This window comes from Legionella sp. JM-2024, from assembly GCF_055389095.1.
The window spans coordinates 1745312-1762020 of sequence record NZ_AP039388.1; the positions used below are offsets into that span (position 1 = coordinate 1745312).

Sequence of the window (16709 nt, forward strand, 5' to 3'; positions counted from 1 at the left end):
AATGTCAGGTATGCTTTTGAGCATGGCGTCAAATGCCCACTAAAAACGCCAATCAATACTATTGCTTCGAAGTGCAATTCAAGTCAAATCTATTTGGTGTCGGAAACATTAAATCTATTGAACAAATATACTCTTGTGAGTTTGATTTTATTCATTATTTATTTTTTTTCTCTATGCCGAGGATTCAGAACACAAGTCTATAGGCCACCACGACATTCACCAATGATGAAAACACTTTTTTAAACCAAAGTGCATATCAATATTTATTAAATTGATGTGTTAATTTTACATTGGAGAATTAAATGAAGAATTTATTCCGAATAATTATATTAACAACAGTGGTTTCTTATTGGTCTAACCCATTATTAGCAAGTTCAAGATATGAAAATATTGACGAGAAGAATTATTTTCAATTCGCTATTCCTGAATATCATACGACTCGTCAATCAGGACAGACAGTCAATATATATGTTAAGTATGCCTATAAGAAAAAAACACCAACTAATGAATATCCGGATTACCGAACATTACGTTCGGTCGTCCTCAAGTATATGGAGCCTTCAGAGGAGTTTCCTGCTGAAGTGTTTTGGGAGATTATTGCTAGTAATATGGGAAGAGAGTTAATGCAGCATTTTCCTCTGGATGGAGTGAGTATCCAGCTGGAAGTCCTTGATAACCAAAATCCCGATGGCTATGAGCCAGGCGATCATGGGCCCACATTTACTGTTGGAGACATTCCTCCCCTTGATGTACATCACTAGTTATCAATTGGCCTATATATAATTTTTAGATAAACATCAGTTTTTATATCTCATCGTATAATAATTATGCGATGAGATTGTTATCCACTTATTTTATTGGCTAATTTTCGAAATCATTTGTGGCATCTATATATACCCATGCATTAATGCCAGAGTTCAGTTTTATGTTAACACGTTTATATTCAGAGACTTCGTACTTGTCTGCTTCTGCTAACTCTTCTTGGCTGATATCAAAAACAATGCCTCGAACAGTATCTGAGCCGTTACCAGTATAGGTAATGATAGGATGAAGCTGTTCACCGCTTGTTTCTACAACTTCCGGGCTTTTAATCTCAATCATAGATAATCTAAATCCTTGTATTGTGTCCTCCTGCCCTTCCAATTTTCTGCCAAAATTAGCAAGCTGTACGGCTTCATATCGCAATGTACCGTATGAAAATAATTTTTCGGTATGTGTTTTACTCATAATGGTTAACCTTCTAATTAGATAAAATCTTTGCCATTTTTCTATGGCATTACAAAAGTAGTGAATTTTAATGGTTTTCCAATTATTATCAAAATGGAATTTTTAAAAACAGCGGGAGTAAATGATGTCAAAATTTTTCAATTTAAAGACAGGTACCTTATATTCTGTAGAGTCCTATGCTGGTGCCGTAAAATTACCAGAACGGGTAATTCAGGAATCTATTAGAGTAAATGAACAGCATCTTGACGATGATGGTTACCCTTCAACGTGTCCAAAATTAAGACGCCAAAATGCTACTCAATTAAGAATGTTTTTTTCTAGTGAAAATAATTCTCTCGTATATGGGACATGTGATCTTAGTCATGGTTCAAACAGCGATTTAACAGAGATTACAAAAGTAATCAGTTATAGCTAACAGTAATCAGGTATTTGTTTGATAAAATAATAATTATTTTATCAAACAAATACCACAAACTCATTCAATATTGAGCAATTTAAAAACCCCATTGTTAATTTAATAACAAGTAGGTAAAATATGGGGCAATCAAGCTCTGCTTAATCATTTATATGTCGGATATTAAAGTACACCTATTAAATTTTCATGGTATTTGGTCTCATATAGAAATTGTATTGGAAAATACGTCAACAAGTCCTCATACTTTCTATGGTGTTAATCGTTGGGAAACCCCAAGAGACAGTTGGTGCACACATGGACCTAAATACAATATTGAGGAAGCCAGCTCAATATATAGTTTTCATATTGAGGCTGATACTGATAAAATTACTAAAAGTTGGCAAAAATATTGGCGCGAAACCTGGGATAATGCCAGCATTTTGGGTGAAAACTGCTCTGTGGCAGCTCAGTGGTTTTTGACTGAATTTGCAGGAATTCCAAAACCGGGTTTATCAAATATTAGTTTCAATCATCTTGCTTTTGGTATCCTATGGCCAAGCTTTATTCCTTGTCCCGTAACGCTTGGAGGTCGTGTGATGTCCAATGCAAAATTTCATGTAGAAGCGAGAAATAATCCTGACATAGCAGCTCGATATAGTAGTTTATTTTTATATACCAGCATAGCTCTTGCAACACTAGCTTTTGCAACATCTGTTTTGGGTCTCGCAGTGGCAACTACCGTTCTAACGGGAGGAATTGCAGCATTAGCAATGACTGGTTGTGTGATAGCAGGTTTTGCCAGTTCTTATAGTTTTTTTAAAACCTATAATATTTTGTCTGCAAAGAATATCTCGGATGAGCTCAAGAAAACAGATGAACTGACTTACTTAAAGAATGAGTCGAATGCTCAAGAGCAAGCTTTAAAATTGACTATGGATTAATTGCCCTCATGCAACGTAACTGCGGTAGAGGTTCATATCATGCAGATTCTATTTAGTTTATTTTTAAAGGGGGATGGATTCTCTAATCTCATTCTCTCCCCTCTTCAATAGATTTTTTCAGATAATAATATACAGGGTCATTAAACGTATCATTGACATGAACACCATGTTGGTATTGATTCATCCATGTGCCCATAATCCATGTCTAAATTTTCGTTTTGAATGTTATGTATTACTTCGGGAAACATGGCTAAACGTTTATTGTGTTCCAGGCAATGTTCCTGAAGGCATAATTTGGCTGCGACTTGAAGAGCTGCAGTGATACCGTTTTCATGCGAACCATTGAAACCTCCAGCAATAATTCCTCCCCACCATAGTCCACTAAAGCCTTGTACTTTTTGCAGTGTTTTTTGTGCTTCATAATAATCTTCATTCATTACTGGGTGTTTATAATAGATTACTTGAATAATGTTTTGAGGCATTGGCTGTCCGGGTAAAACCCAAGTTTTCATAACAGGTATCTCATCTTTTTTAAATTTCCACCCCTTGCACATAGTGTTTGTAGCATCTACTCCATTAAAACGAGTATGAATTATTGTGTCATTAGGCGAACAGTAATTGGTATCCTGATGAAATACTATTGTGGTATCGTAATATTGTACTTTTGCCAATTTTTTTCGTAATTCTTCTATAGTACTATTTTCTATTTCACTAATCAGTTCTTTTGTAATGTAGGCTGGTGTACTGATTACCACATCATCAAATACTAATGGATTGCCTTTATTATCAGTGCAATAGGTATCATCATTTTTTATTAAATGATATTTTGTTTGCCCACCCTCTTCGACAGGAATGATGTTTTTGATGAAGGTGTCACTAACAAATTGAACATTGTGACACCTTTTCATTAATTTATTAATATATGAGCTTAATCCTTCAGTTGCATCGTACCAGTCTTTTCCAGCTGTCAGATAGTTCATGGCACAGTGTGCACCAAAAGTTTTTATTGTATCTGTTGAAACCCCCCACCCTGCAGCGATCAAGGGATAAAGAAAATTATCTGCAAAATCTTGTCGATGTTTTTTAAAACTGGAGCTTTCATTGATATAAGCATTTACAAAGTCTTCGAGAGTGATAAATTCGTCAGGATTTGATAATTTATTTTTAGACTTGTGAATGATTTCATTCATGGATAATAATCTGTAAAAATCATAAAACAAGGTGTGGAAAGAAATATGTGAGTTTTTCTGTGGTTTATCTCCTGTGAATAATCCTAAAAAGGATAGAGGGGATAAGGCAGAATTATTATTGTGATCATCTGTATGGAATAACGGGGGCAAGACTATATGGCGATCATCCCTTAGGTCATGAAAATCCATATTAAGTTCAAACTCTTGTAAGGGGACTTTGAGGTATTTAAATAATCGATGAACATTAGGATAAAGATCAGGATTACCAATAAATTCAGCGCCTCCCTCAAGGATTGCATCTTTGGCTATTATACTTTGTATATGTCCACCAAATGATCCATTTTTTTCAAAGACTGTGACATTGAATTTTGACTGTTTATCAAGTGCCCATGCTGTTGTTAGTGCGGTACCACCACCAATGATTGCCACATTCCTTTTTTGCGATGTTGATGAATTATGCATTTTAAAATCCTTTTAACGCTGTTTAGACCTATCATAAATGAATTAAAATAACTATAAAAGTGAGTTGATTAAATATTATTGAATCAGAATATAAATTATACAACCCGCATTATTAAAAACTGACTTTTTTCTGTAACTTCTTATTATCATAATGAATAAATGTACTACAATCTATATAAACCAGGCTCATTTGAGAGAATATCCTGGCAAATTCAGGATATATGCTTTTTTTTGGTGCTGAGCTACTTTTTTATGATCTCTCAGAGAAGATGATCAAAGACTATTAACTTAGGTGAGCAGGGTAACGCTCTAAAAAAAGGTAATTATATGTCTTTTTTTCGCTTCTTAATAAATAGACTCAATCATTTGGTTAGCCGTGAGGAGGATCATGGTTCAATAGCTGCAAATGAATTAACATTGCATCAGATTCAAGATTTCAATAAACAGTTTCAAAAAAATCAAGAAGCAATCTATTATTCAAAAGAAATGCTACAAGACCTAATTAATAAAAGACTGAGAGCATTATTACTTCACGCAAAATCAAAATCTCCCTGGTATAAAAAAACGCTGGCAAAAATTAACATAGACAAATTCACCAAGGAGCGATTAAACGAGCTTCCCACTATAAATAAAACCATTTTAATGGAAAATTGGGATGCTATTGTCACCAATCCCAAGCTTTCATTAGCATTGGTTGAAAAGCATTTAAGCAAAAAAAATGATGCGATCGACACATTGTATCTATTCTCCCGTTATCAGGTCGTGTCAACTGGAGGAAGTAGTGGGAAACGAGGCGTATTTATTTATGATTGGGATGAATGGATTACATTTCACACTGCATTTATCCGCTATCCACTCTACAATGATGAACGGACGCAAATTGTAACTACAAAACTAAATGCAAATTCAAAAACGGTTAGCCTGTTTGTAACAAACACTGCAATTGCAGCCTACTCTTTAGCAAAAACATTTGGGCGACATAATGAAAATATGTATTTTCTGCCTATGGCTGTAACGCCATTAAACATAGTCATTACTCGTCTCAATCAAATTGTGCCAGATATCTTGGCTGCTTCTCCTTCCTATATTCACAAAGTATGTCAACTGGTTCAAAAAGGACAAATAAAAATTGAACCTAAGATTCTTTTTGTTGGTGGAGAACCACTATTTGAACAAACTCTGGCTCTAATTAAAGAAACCTGGCCTAAAGTGGATATTTTTAATGTATTTGGTTGTACTGAGGGAATGGTGGGACTGAATTGCCGAGCGAATATGGATGAGATGCATTTGAATGATGATCAATGTATTATTGAGCCACTGGATGAACTAAATCGCCCTGTTGATAAAGGAGTTATGGTTTCCAAAGTATATTTAACTAATTTATATAATTATACTTTGCCACTAATCCGTTATGAAAACTCGGATGACATTTTATTTTTAAACAAAACCTGTGATTGCGGTATACAACATCAGCTTATAAAAACACCTCAAGGTAGACCTGGATGTGACTTTAATTATCCTGGCAATATTTTTGTACATCATTCGCTTTTTTTGGGAGCACTTTTGCCAGAAAAAAATATTCAAGAATATCAGGTCGAACAAACAATAGATGGGGTTAATATTAAGATTGTAACCACTGGCTCTATAAACAAGCTCCAATTGCAAGAGAATATACGCTTACGTCTTAGCAAAGTAGGTTTCTCTGGTGCCAAAGTAAGAATCATCGAAGTACCTGAAATTATCTATTTGTATTCAGGTAAGCTGAATCGTTTTATACCATTGAAATCGAACTCGAGTGTTGAATAATAGTTTCAGGAATTATTTATTATATCGTACAACACTCAAACCCGTTATACCCGAAAACATAGTGATGTTTTATGGGGTTGTAATGATTGTAATTGATATTTTGTTCATAATTTTGAGGAACTCCGATATTTCAGACGAACAAAATATAATCATCTATAATGTAAAAAAACTTGTTGTATTTATTTCGATCATGAAAGAAAAAATTGAAAACGTTTCCAACCATTTATCTGTATTAGGTATTAAGCATCAAAAGGAATTTCCTCAAGAAAATGATCAAGCATTAATGAAGTGGGCAGCTTACATTGATCATTTACATCATGCAGCATATAAAGCAATTGAAGAACAATACTCAAAATTTAATCCTGACGCATCGAAAGATGAACAATTTCATTTTTTTAAAAGAATTTTGGCAATAAAAAATGTTTTGCGAGAATTACAAGTGACTCATGACGATTTAGCCGAGAGTTTATATGAAAATTCAGCGCTTTATATCTATAATGAGGAAACAATCTCCTTAAAAGCCAAATATATTCTTCCTGAATTAAAAGAAAAAAAACCTAAAGAAATTGTTAGTGCAAACTTTTATCAACTGTTAGAGAACATCAGTAGAAATAATTCACTAAGCAAAGAAGAGTTTAATTACATTACCTCACTCCTAATGCAAATTGCCTCCAGACCTCAAGGGATACAATTAATTGTAAAGTTAAATTATTTGCTAACAACTAAGAATGCCCAATTAATCTTAAAAACCAGTCATAATTTTGAATGTGCAATGGTACGGGAAGGACTTGCAGAAACAAGTCCAGATTATATCCCCAAATCGATAACACCAGAGCAAGATTTTAAAACTATTTTTAAAAGAGAAACGCTTTGTGGAATTGGTGCTACAAGGGTTATTATTGGTGTAGATTACCGTTTTAACGATAAAATATCTTCCTTGGATATAGACGTCTATGCCTCAGCTGGGAATGGATTAACAGATGGTGGCCCTGCCTTTATTTTATTGGCTCATGAGTTAATTCATGGTTTGCATAATCTTACCGGGAAAGCAAGATATAATTTCAGGCCTTTTTTCCAAGGTCCAAAATATGAAAATGATCCCATAATGCAAATATTATATCCGAAAAATTCTGGATTTAGTTATGGTCCTTCGGCTGAAGAATATTGGACAATCGAAGGTGGAGTTCTATGTGAAAATAGCATCCGCAAAGAACACGGTTTTTTTAATAGAACGGGACATGTCAGTGCTGAACCAGGAAGTCGTGCTATTCTGGACCTTTATCACGTTGGATTAGGTCGAAGTTACACTGAATTTGATTTTATAGACTTCATAGATTATTTCAATAAAACGGAAGTAAGACCAGAGATCACTGAAGACGATAAAATAATTGCCAGGCTTTTGCTGCTTGAAAAATATAGCTCTTTAACCTACTCTCCAATTGATCTAATTCAGATAGGCAAATCCATAGGTTATCACCAACTCAAAAAAACAAGACTAACCTTAGAAAAATTGAACGATCTGACAGGTGGCAAGAAAGAGTCTGATGTGGTTTTGCATAATTTTTTAATGGTTGCGCCCTCTAATGTAGCCCAATTATTGATTGCTATTTCAAAGAATAAAGAAGTAAATTGTGATCTGGAAATAGATTCAGAGCTTCTTGCTCAAGCATTGCCAACTATTCAAAAGATTAATGAAATGATCAGAAACGCTGGTTTCCCCGACGGGCTTGTAAATGCATTTAGTCATTTTGCAGAAAATATAGAAACAAAACTCACTGACTCACGTAGCTGTAATTTATAGCATTCACAAAAAAGACATAAAAATTTAGCTTTATAATGAGCTTACTGCAAGCTTGCAGAAGACTCACACAGGTTTGCCTGAAGACACCATTAGATGAGATTTTAGCTTTCATTATAGCTACGCAAAACAAGGTGTGTGTTACTCCCCCCTGCTCCATAACTGGAAACGCCAGCTAAATAGTGTTTTTTTATTTTAGGGAACTCTTGGAATTGAGTGGCAATATATAGTGGAGAGTCTTCCAACATAAAATCTGGATTCGGAGTTTCAAAGTTAATTGAAGGAACAATAGCTTTATTTTTTAACATAAGTACTGTTTTGATGATTGAAGCCATACCAGATACAATACCTGTATGACCTAGATTGCTTATTACCGAACTCAGTGGACAATGATTTATTTTGGTAACGTCTTTGAACGCTTTTTTTAGTGCATATATTTCTGTTGCATCCCCTAGTTTGGTTGAGGCTCCATGAGCAGCAATATAATCAAGGTCACTTGGCTCAATCCCTGCATTTTTCCAAGCGGATTGTAAGCAAACATATTGGCCATGCACTCCTGGAGCCATAAATCCTTCTTTTGAAGAATTGCCATCATTATTCATGGCGTCTCCAATAATAACAGCATGGATTAGATCATTATCTACAATGGCATCTTCAAGTCGCTTTAAAACAACCAACCCAGCACCATTTGAGTATAAAGTACCGGATGCTGAAGCATCAAAAGAATGGCAATGACCGTCAGAGGAAAATAATCCGTTTTCTTCATAAATATAACCAACTTCTTGTGGTAGATCGATTAAGACGGCACCTGCAATTGCCATATCACATTGATAACTATTTAACTCTCGACAGCTTTGTATCACAGCAGTTAAAGAAGACGAGCATGCCGTATATAAATCAATAGAACTTCCTTGAAATCCAAATTGATAGGAAATATAGGGTGCAATTACTTTTGAATAATACCTTTCTATCGCTTTTTGAGTATCAATAGCATGATAGTACGCTCCTCCCAAGAAATGAGAGGCAGGTTGATTATTTGCGCCAATATAAACAGCCGTTCTTTTGATGAAGTTATTTGAGTTATTCACCTGACTTCTCATGGTACTCAAAGCACGATAAGTTAAATGTGACATCACTTTGCCTTGAACGCCTAACAATTCATAATTTTTGGTGGTACTTTCAAACGGAGGGGTATCAAATGACTCTAGGTTATCTAATATTCCTCTGTATGGTTTGTAATAAGGCGCAGTGATTAATTGCTCTGAAATACCCGACCTTAGTAGTTGCTCTGCGGAGAATTTACTAACCGCTTCTTTGCCAAATCTTAATAGATCCCAATATTCATCTAGATCATTGGCTCCAGGAAATTTTACAGCCATACCCACAATAGCAATTTTGTTTAAGTGGTCATTCACATTCATAATTTAATGGCTCCATTTCTTTGGTCGCACTAACAGTTTTAATAGACATTAACCAGATGCCATATCCTTAGACAACTGAGTCAGAATTACCTACTTTAAAACAAGTTGCCGCAAAATGTGCGTGTAGCTTGCTCATACCCTCTCATTTCCTTACAAAAACATGCCTCACCTTATTTTATTGCTGCAACTATTTTTTAATGAAACGATTATTTTAAGTATAAGTCATTTTCTTTCATTTGAATTAAATAACCATCAAACCCAGTTTATTTTTATTTCTCAGATGTTTCTTGGATTAAATGAAACTCAATAGTTTCTCTTTATCTATTTTTCCATTTTCTTTTATTGGCAATGCACTTAACCATACGTAATGCTCAGGAACCATATAATCTGGAATTCTGGTTTTTAAAAACGATTTAAGTTCAGCACTACTAAGCTCTATTTGTTTGTTATTAGCAATTAAGAATGCGACCATTCTATGATCAAGAAGATCCACTTTCTGACAAACGACGACTGCATCCTGAATATCGGGATGTTCTAATAAATGAAATTGTATTTCTCCTAATTCAATACGTATACCGTGTAGTTTTATCTGATCATCTTTACGACCTAAAAATAATAATTCATTCGCATTATTCCAACAGACTATATCCCCAGTACGATACATTTTTTCTCCAGGAAGGTAAGGATTGTCTATGAAAGATGTTTGAGTAAGCACTGGATTATTTAAATAACCTTGAGCTAGTCCAATCCCGGAAATGTATAGTTCACCTGGTTCAAAACCGGTTGAATTGAGCTGCTCATCTAACACAAAAAATTGAATATTCTGAATGGGCTTTCCTATTGGAATAGTGCGATAACGCTTGTGCTTTTCACAAATAAAATAAGAAACATCTATTGTGGCCTCTGTGGGTCCGTATAAATTGACTAATAGTGTTCCTTGATCTTGGAATAGCTTATTAAATAAATTCACACTTCTTGCGTCCAGCGCCTCTCCACTGGCAAACACGTACTTTAAAGATTTTAAGCGACTCATCGAAAAATCTTGTTCAATATAATTTAAAAATATATGTAATACAGAAGGTACAAAATGAATAACGTTCAGCTGATATTGCTCAATCATACGAATAAATAATTTAATATCATGTTCTTTTCCAGGTGGTAAAAGAGCTACCCCGGCTCCCACAATAGACCACCAACAGGTCTCCCAAACAGAAATGTCAAAACAAGTGTGTGTTTTATGAAACAATACATTGTGTCTTTGTAATGGAAAAGTGTCTTGCATCCATAGAATTCGATTGACCAGGGACTGATGTGAAATCATGACACCTTTTGGTTTCCCTGTAGTACCTGATGTATACATCACATAAGCTAAATCTTGTTTTCCTCGGAGCAGATTTAAATTATGGCATTTTTCATGGCTCACATTGTCATGAATGCTTAATACTTGAAGATTATTTTTATCATTTAACCCTGATTTTGCTGTCAATAATGAATTATCCTCAACAATTAGAAATTTTATTTGACTCTCTTCAATGATAGTTTGATTTCTAATTGCAGGGGCCAGGGGATCCAAAGGCAAATAGGCTCCTCCTGCCTTTAAGACTGCAAAGATTGCCACAAGCATCTCAAAAGAACGCATGAGTTGAATGCCGACAATTCCATTTAATGGTAGTCCTTTTCTTTGCAGGTGTCGTGCATATTGATTGGCTTGCTTATTAAAAGCATCATATGAAATTTGGCGATTTTCTAAATAAATAGCTGTGTTTTCTGGATATTGCTTTACTTGTTCCTCGAATAAAGAGCAAATTGTTGTGTATTGATCAGAAGATTTCATTTTATAAAACCCCCATCTATTAATTGATGCAAAGCTTCGAAATAAGAATTTCGTGCATTTGTGAGGTTCCTTCGATGATCTCCATTACTTTAGCATCTCTATAATATCGTTCCACAGGGTAGGTTTCATCAAAACCAGCTGCACCAAATATTTGCAAAGCATGATTAGATACAAAAACAACCATTTTTGAAGCAACATATTTAGCTACTAATGTTTCAGCAATGTATGCTGGATTTTTTTGCTGTCTAAGTACCCCTGCATAAAAACACAATTCTCGGGCAGCTTTAACTTGCACAACCATTTCAGTTATCATTTTTTGAATTAACTGGTGTTCACCCAATGTACGATCAAATTGTTTTCTTTCTTGAGTATAGCCACGAGCTGCATCCAGGCATGCTTGTCCTAAACCAACACATCCATATGCGGTTGTATAGCGTCCTTCATCTAAAGCAGTTTGGATAACATAAGTTAGACCCATACCGATGCTACCTAACAGATTTGTTTTAGGGATGCGACAATCATCAAAGAAAATCTCTGCCAACATATTAGAGCGTAGACCTAAAAAATCAGGCATCGGTGAAATAATCAAGCCTGGCGTGTCTTTTTCAACTAAAACAGCAGTTGGTTGCCCTTGGCAATTGGCTAAAACTAAAAATAAATCAGCGATTTGTCCTAAGGTAATGTATTTTTTACTCCCTTTTAGAATAAATTCATCCCCTCTTTCTAATAACTGAGTTTCAACATGCTCCAAATCACTACCAATATTAGGTTCTGTTAATGCTAATGCAGCTAAAGTTTTTCCTGATGCAATCCGGGGCAACCAGGTTTGTTGCTGTACTCGAGAACCGAACTGTAAGAGTGATTTATTCACCATGCCTAATACTGTTAAAATATTTGCCATGGAACAAAGCTCTTTAGCAAATGTTTCATGCATGAGACCAATGGTCAATTCATCCCATTGTTGCCCACCAAATCGTTTAGGTATGCAAGCACCTAAAAAGCCATTTTTGGCTAATGTATAAAAAAAATCGCGTGGAATATTTTTTTCTTTATCAAAAACTTCCGCATAGGAGTGAAGATAGTTTTCTATGAATTGATCAAAGAATCGCTGTTGTTTCAGGTATCGAGGATGATAATTGGGCAAAATTCTTCTCCTTATTCATATTGATAAAATCCTTTTTTTGTTTTTTGTCCAAGAAGCCCCGCATCTACCATATTTCTTAATAACCAGCATGGTCGATATTTTGGATCATTTAACTCTGAATAGATTGTTTCTAAAGAATAGAGAACTGTATCCAAACCAATTAAATCTGCAGTATGCAGTGGCCCCATTTTATGCCCAAAACATTGTTTAAATAGAATATCTATGTCTTCGATTGATGCAATATTTTCCTGGATCATAAAAATGGCTTCATTAATAAAAATCATCATTGCACGATTACTCACAAAACCAACGGAATCCTTAACAACGATCATTTTTTTGTGTACTTGTTTAAGTAACGATCTGATTTTTTCTATTGTCAATTCATCAGTGTGATATCCCTTAATCACCTCTATCATTGGCATTATCGGTGCAGGGTTCATAAAGTGAACACCTATAACGCGTTGGGGATACTCAACCAGTGATGCTATTTTAGTAATTGATATGGAAGAAGTGTTTACTCCCAAAATACAGGTTGAACTGCATTGTTCATTTAATACCTGATATAACGCTTTTTTCTGTTCCCAATTTTCAGGAATATTTTCAATAATGTATTCAGAGTGCTTGAGTTCATCGAGTTTTGTTGTAAAAGAAATGGATGCCAATATTGTCTCAATAGAATGTTTCGATGGTAAATTTTGAGTTAATACCAGATAGTGTAAATTTTTTTCTATAGTGTTTTTTGCTTTATCTAATTGAGATTGGCGATTATCAATTAAAGTGACAATAAATCCGTATTGCGCGAAAAGTTGTGCAATACCCGAACCCATTGTACCCGAACCAAGAATAGTAAGTTTTTTTTGTTTCATGCCGTGTGTCCATTCTGTATGCATTATACAGCCAAACTTTATCACAGTAATCCGAATTGAATTATAGTTTACTAGAAATAAAGCAAGCGATAGCATCAATACTAGTTAACTGATTTGGATCAAATTCACCGACCTCAAGATCAATTTTATATTTCTTCTCTATAAAAACTAATAATTGAATGAAAAATAAAGAGTGCATTGCACCTGTATCAAAAATATTATCCGAATAACCAATATCCTTAATTCTAAAAGAATTGAGTAAAAATAGTTTTACTTCATTTTTAATGTGCTTAATTTCCATCAGATCTTCCTGTTTTCTAAGAATCATCTTATTCAAGATTAGAGGCTGTAGATACGGGCATCGTCACGCTTGAGGGAGCATTCATTATTACCGCATCTTTATTTAAGGATACAACAAGATTCGGTAATAATTAATAACTGGTATATTAATCCAGCAAAATGTATTTCAATAGTCCATAGTTATTCTCCTTTGGTTTTGATGATTGATATTATTCGAAAATTGCCTTATCTAAAACACTCACTTTATTGAAATTGCTTGTTTGATCTTATATTGTGATTTCACTTCACTGGAAACAACTCAAAATTTGTGGTGAGTTAAGTGTATCCATATCAATCCTTAGTCTTTTACGTAGTCAATGAAGGGAGTATTCATGAAAAAAGATCAGTCCAAGGTAAAGAAATTAAGTGATTACAAGGTTCTGGATTATTTTGTAATTCACGTCGATTTGCAAATCGATCTCAGCAAAAAGCCTGTTGAGTCTACAGCGCGTCTTACAGTAGTTCCCAACCCTGAAGTTGAGTCGCCTTCAAAAGACCTGGTGCTGGATGGTGAGAATATGACCTTAGTGTCTTTAAAAATGAACGATAAATTATTGGGTGTAGAAGAGTATGAATTAACCAAACACTCATTAACTATCAAAAATGTTCCGCAAGATGGGACAATTGTCATTGAAACAACAAGCTTGTTGGGTGAGAACACGGATTTATTTGGTTTGTATGAAACGGAAGGTACAGCTTTGGTTAAGGCGGAAACAGAAGGATTGCGTCGTGTATTCTATCTGCCTGATAGACCTGACAATTTAGCAACTTATAAAACAACAATCGTAGCGAATAAAGAAGACCACCCTGTTTTGCTTTCAAATGGCGTTATAATAGATAAAAATGAGCTACCCTTTAATCGTCATTCAATAACCTGGTTGGACGATGTCCCCAAGCCTAGTTACCTATTTGCTTTAGTTGCAGGTAAACTACAACGATCTGCAACTTACTTTAAAACACAATCAGGCCGACATTTACCTATTGAGTTCTATGTACCCTCTTCTGCAACAGAAAAATGTGGTTTTGCAAAGGAAGTGTTGAAGGAAGCAATGGCGTGGGATGAGCGCGCTTTTAATTTGGAATGTGCTTTGAAACAACATATGGTTGCTGGGGTTGATAAATACGCATCAGGTGCTTCAGAGCCAACTGGCTTAAATTTGTTTAATACGGAAAACTTATTTGCAACGCCTGAAACCAAAACCGATTTAGGTATTTTACGGGTATTGGAGGTTGTTGCTCATGAGTTTTTTCATTATTGGTCAGGAGATCGTGTAACAATAAGAGATTGGTTTAATTTACCATTAAAAGAAGGTCTTACTACTTTCAGAGCAGCAATGTTCAGAGAAGAATTATTCGGCACTGATTTGATAAGATTGCTGGATGGCAAGAATTTGGATGAACGAGCGCCTCGACAAAACTCTTACACTGCAGTCAGAAGTTTATATACCGCTGCTGCCTACGAAAAAAGTGCTGATATTTTTCGCATGATGATGTTGTTCGTAGGAAAAGTGCTCTTTTTTCAGGGAGTCGCCAAGTTTTTTAAGGATAATGATGGACGTGCAGTTACTTTGGAAGATTTTATAGATTCACTGAGTGATTCATCTGGTAAAGATCTTCATTCTTTTTTGCCATGGTTTACAGAACCAGAAATTCCTGAATTAGTCGTAAAAGATGAGTTTAACCCTGATACAAAACAATACATTTTAAAAATTAAAACAACAAATGGGAAAAATCGCCCTATACCATTGGTAATTGGTTTGCTTGATAGTACTGGAAAAGAAATTTTATCGGATAAATTATTAATGATTGATCAACCTGAAATGGACTTTCAATTTGAAAACATCCAGACCCGCCCTACTCCATCTTTGTTACGTAGTTTTTCTGCACCTGTACGCTTAAAATATGCCTATTCTCAACAAGATTTATTATTATTGATGCAATTTGATACGAATTTATATAATCGTTGCGAAGCAGCGAAGCAACTTATTTCAGCTTTGCTCAATGATTTTTGTACCGGTAAAAAAATAGAGTTATTGCCTCAGTTCTTTGCTGCCTATAAAGCAGTTCTTTCTGATCGATCTTTAAATGAATGGATGTTGGCGGAATTAATTGCATTACCATCTTTAGAGGAGTTAATAGAAAATCAGAATCAGCCGGATTTTGAAAAATTAAATGAGGGGCGACAATTTATTCAACAGGCTTTGGCAAGAGAATTGAGAACTGATTTTTTTGATTGTCTTTTCAGACTACAAATAACAGAAAATTATGATAAACCAAAATTCGAAGGTTTTGATCTAAAAGGAGCAGGATTACGTCGTTTGATGTCGGTTTGTTTTTCTTATGTCCAGTGTACGGATTATGAACAAACTAAAAAGAAATTGATACTTCAATTCGAGGATGCACTAGGCAAAAACATGACAGACACTATTTCTGCCTTAAGTCTGCTATGCGAGATGAGTTGTATCGAAGCGGATGAGATGCTAAGTAGTTATTATGAATATTCGAAGCAAGATCCAGGACTTCTGAATAATTGGTTTAGTATACAGGCTTCCATGCATTCCATAAACGTGATTGAGCGAGTGAAAAAACTGGTAGATCACAAGGATTTTGATTTATCTAATCCCAATAAAGTGTATGCTTTGATAGGCTCCTTTATTAAAAATCCATTTGGATTTCATGCAATTACGGGCGAAGGTTATCAAATAGTTTCTGATATTATTCTTGAGTTAGATAAGATCAATCCTACATTGGCTGCTAATTTGACTGAAAAATTTACCTATTGGGATAAGTATGATCTCAATCGACAATCGATGATGATAAACAGCCTAAAATTAATTTATTCTAAAGCGGTTTCTTCTGATGTGAGGGCCATGGCAAAAAAGGGGTTGGATAAGGTAAAAGATGATCTTCCATTACCAATCCAATTAACTTTCCATGGAAGATCTATTGCACAAGAGATACCTGAGAAACTCATTTTAGAGGTAGAGGAAGCTAATGTAGTTCAGTTGAAATAACATGATTTTAGCCTTTCTATGAATGTTAGGTTTTAACATCATTTGATTTTGAGGATATGTACGTGGAGTCTATTTCATGAGAATCTTGCTCCCAGTTGATTTGGTTGTTCTCACAAAATAACTTCTACGTACATAGTACACCTGAGAATGTTAATTTTATCGACTAGAGTGAAAGTCAATAATACTTCCATAGCTACACACTCAGATAGCTTCAGCAAATAATTCATATATCTGCTATATAAAAGCTATAATTTCAAGTTTATGTTCTTAAAG

Annotated in this window: 13 protein-coding genes; 6 read left to right on the forward strand and 7 right to left on the reverse strand. The window is 34.8% G+C overall.

Annotation, left to right across the window (positions count from 1 at the left end):
* Positions 1-302 precede the first annotated feature (302 nt).
* Positions 303-761 carry a hypothetical protein gene (locus ACZ5EK_RS07775; protein WP_464432377.1) on the forward strand — a complete coding sequence of 153 codons (459 nt, stop codon included), beginning with the start codon at positions 303-305 and terminating at the stop codon, positions 759-761.
* A 100-nt stretch (positions 762-861) separates the two neighbouring features.
* Here ACZ5EK_RS07775 and ACZ5EK_RS07780 read toward each other — a convergent pair whose 3' ends face one another.
* The gene (locus tag ACZ5EK_RS07780) at positions 862-1227 is read right to left on the reverse strand and encodes a gamma-glutamylcyclotransferase family protein (RefSeq protein WP_464432378.1); all 366 of its coding nucleotides are present in this window, start codon (positions 1225-1227) and stop codon (positions 862-864) included.
* 124 nt (positions 1228-1351) lie between these two features.
* Between ACZ5EK_RS07780 and ACZ5EK_RS07785 the strand changes: the two genes are divergently transcribed.
* The gene (locus ACZ5EK_RS07785; protein WP_464432379.1) at positions 1352-1642 is read left to right on the forward strand and encodes a peptidase; all 291 of its coding nucleotides are present in this window, start codon (positions 1352-1354) and stop codon (positions 1640-1642) included.
* A gap of 152 nt (positions 1643-1794) precedes the next feature.
* On the forward strand, positions 1795-2562 hold the full coding sequence (locus tag ACZ5EK_RS07790) for a hypothetical protein (protein ID WP_464432380.1): 768 nt from the start codon (positions 1795-1797) through the stop codon (positions 2560-2562).
* Between the two features lie 149 nt (positions 2563-2711).
* Here the strand turns inward: ACZ5EK_RS07790 and ACZ5EK_RS07795 are convergent, their stop codons facing one another.
* The gene (locus ACZ5EK_RS07795) at positions 2712-4214 is read right to left on the reverse strand and encodes an FAD-dependent oxidoreductase (RefSeq protein ID WP_464432381.1); all 1503 of its coding nucleotides are present in this window, start codon (positions 4212-4214) and stop codon (positions 2712-2714) included.
* A 327-nt stretch (positions 4215-4541) separates the two neighbouring features.
* Here ACZ5EK_RS07795 and ACZ5EK_RS07800 point away from each other — a divergent pair, with 327 nt between their 5' ends.
* Positions 4542-6020, forward strand: coding sequence for a phenylacetate--CoA ligase family protein (locus tag ACZ5EK_RS07800; protein WP_464432382.1), 1479 nt, complete (start codon positions 4542-4544; stop codon positions 6018-6020).
* Between the two features lie 82 nt (positions 6021-6102).
* Positions 6103-7821 carry a hypothetical protein gene (locus ACZ5EK_RS07805; RefSeq protein WP_464432383.1) on the forward strand — a complete coding sequence of 573 codons (1719 nt, stop codon included), beginning with the start codon at positions 6103-6105 and terminating at the stop codon, positions 7819-7821.
* A 101-nt stretch (positions 7822-7922) separates the two neighbouring features.
* Here the strand turns inward: ACZ5EK_RS07805 and ACZ5EK_RS07810 are convergent, their stop codons facing one another.
* The 5 genes from ACZ5EK_RS07810 to ACZ5EK_RS07830 all read right to left on the reverse strand — a co-directional run bounded on the left by ACZ5EK_RS07810 (position 7923) and on the right by ACZ5EK_RS07830 (position 13384).
* The gene (locus ACZ5EK_RS07810; RefSeq protein ID WP_464432384.1) at positions 7923-9239 is read right to left on the reverse strand and encodes a beta-ketoacyl synthase N-terminal-like domain-containing protein; all 1317 of its coding nucleotides are present in this window, start codon (positions 9237-9239) and stop codon (positions 7923-7925) included.
* A 292-nt stretch (positions 9240-9531) separates the two neighbouring features.
* Positions 9532-11073, reverse strand: a complete 1542-nt coding sequence (locus ACZ5EK_RS07815) for an amino acid adenylation domain-containing protein (RefSeq protein WP_464432385.1) — start codon at positions 11071-11073, stop codon at positions 9532-9534.
* 19 nt (positions 11074-11092) lie between these two features.
* Positions 11093-12217, reverse strand: coding sequence for an acyl-CoA dehydrogenase family protein (locus ACZ5EK_RS07820; RefSeq protein ID WP_464432386.1), 1125 nt, complete (start codon positions 12215-12217; stop codon positions 11093-11095).
* A gap of 11 nt (positions 12218-12228) precedes the next feature.
* Complete coding sequence (locus ACZ5EK_RS07825) at positions 12229-13083, reverse strand: 3-hydroxyacyl-CoA dehydrogenase family protein (RefSeq protein WP_464432387.1); 855 nt, start codon at positions 13081-13083, stop codon at positions 12229-12231.
* Between the two features lie 61 nt (positions 13084-13144).
* The gene (locus ACZ5EK_RS07830) at positions 13145-13384 is read right to left on the reverse strand and encodes an acyl carrier protein (RefSeq protein WP_464427498.1); all 240 of its coding nucleotides are present in this window, start codon (positions 13382-13384) and stop codon (positions 13145-13147) included.
* Between the two features lie 370 nt (positions 13385-13754).
* Here ACZ5EK_RS07830 and pepN point away from each other — a divergent pair, with 370 nt between their 5' ends.
* Positions 13755-16436 (forward strand): aminopeptidase N, encoded by a 2682-nt coding sequence (gene pepN / locus ACZ5EK_RS07835; RefSeq protein WP_464432388.1) that lies wholly within the window; start codon positions 13755-13757, stop codon positions 16434-16436.
* The last annotated feature ends 273 nt before the right edge of the window (positions 16437-16709 follow it).

Coding starts and splice junctions, on each gene's coding strand:
- ACZ5EK_RS07775 (WP_464432377.1), top strand. CDS start 303: ATGAAGAATTTATTCCGAATAATTATATTAACAACAGTGGTTTCTTAT.
- ACZ5EK_RS07780 (WP_464432378.1), bottom strand. CDS start 1,227: ATGAGTAAAACACATACCGAAAAATTATTTTCATACGGTACATTGCGA.
- ACZ5EK_RS07785 (WP_464432379.1), top strand. CDS start 1,352: ATGTCAAAATTTTTCAATTTAAAGACAGGTACCTTATATTCTGTAGAG.
- ACZ5EK_RS07790 (WP_464432380.1), top strand. CDS start 1,795: ATGTCGGATATTAAAGTACACCTATTAAATTTTCATGGTATTTGGTCT.
- ACZ5EK_RS07795 (WP_464432381.1), bottom strand. CDS start 4,214: ATGCATAATTCATCAACATCGCAAAAAAGGAATGTGGCAATCATTGGT.
- ACZ5EK_RS07800 (WP_464432382.1), top strand. CDS start 4,542: ATGTCTTTTTTTCGCTTCTTAATAAATAGACTCAATCATTTGGTTAGC.
- ACZ5EK_RS07805 (WP_464432383.1), top strand. CDS start 6,103: ATGATTGTAATTGATATTTTGTTCATAATTTTGAGGAACTCCGATATT.
- ACZ5EK_RS07810 (WP_464432384.1), bottom strand. CDS start 9,239: ATGAATGTGAATGACCACTTAAACAAAATTGCTATTGTGGGTATGGCT.
- ACZ5EK_RS07815 (WP_464432385.1), bottom strand. CDS start 11,073: ATGAAATCTTCTGATCAATACACAACAATTTGCTCTTTATTCGAGGAA.
- ACZ5EK_RS07825 (WP_464432387.1), bottom strand. CDS start 13,083: ATGAAACAAAAAAAACTTACTATTCTTGGTTCGGGTACAATGGGTTCG.
- ACZ5EK_RS07830 (WP_464427498.1), bottom strand. CDS start 13,384: ATGGAAATTAAGCACATTAAAAATGAAGTAAAACTATTTTTACTCAAT.
- pepN (WP_464432388.1), top strand. CDS start 13,755: ATGAAAAAAGATCAGTCCAAGGTAAAGAAATTAAGTGATTACAAGGTT.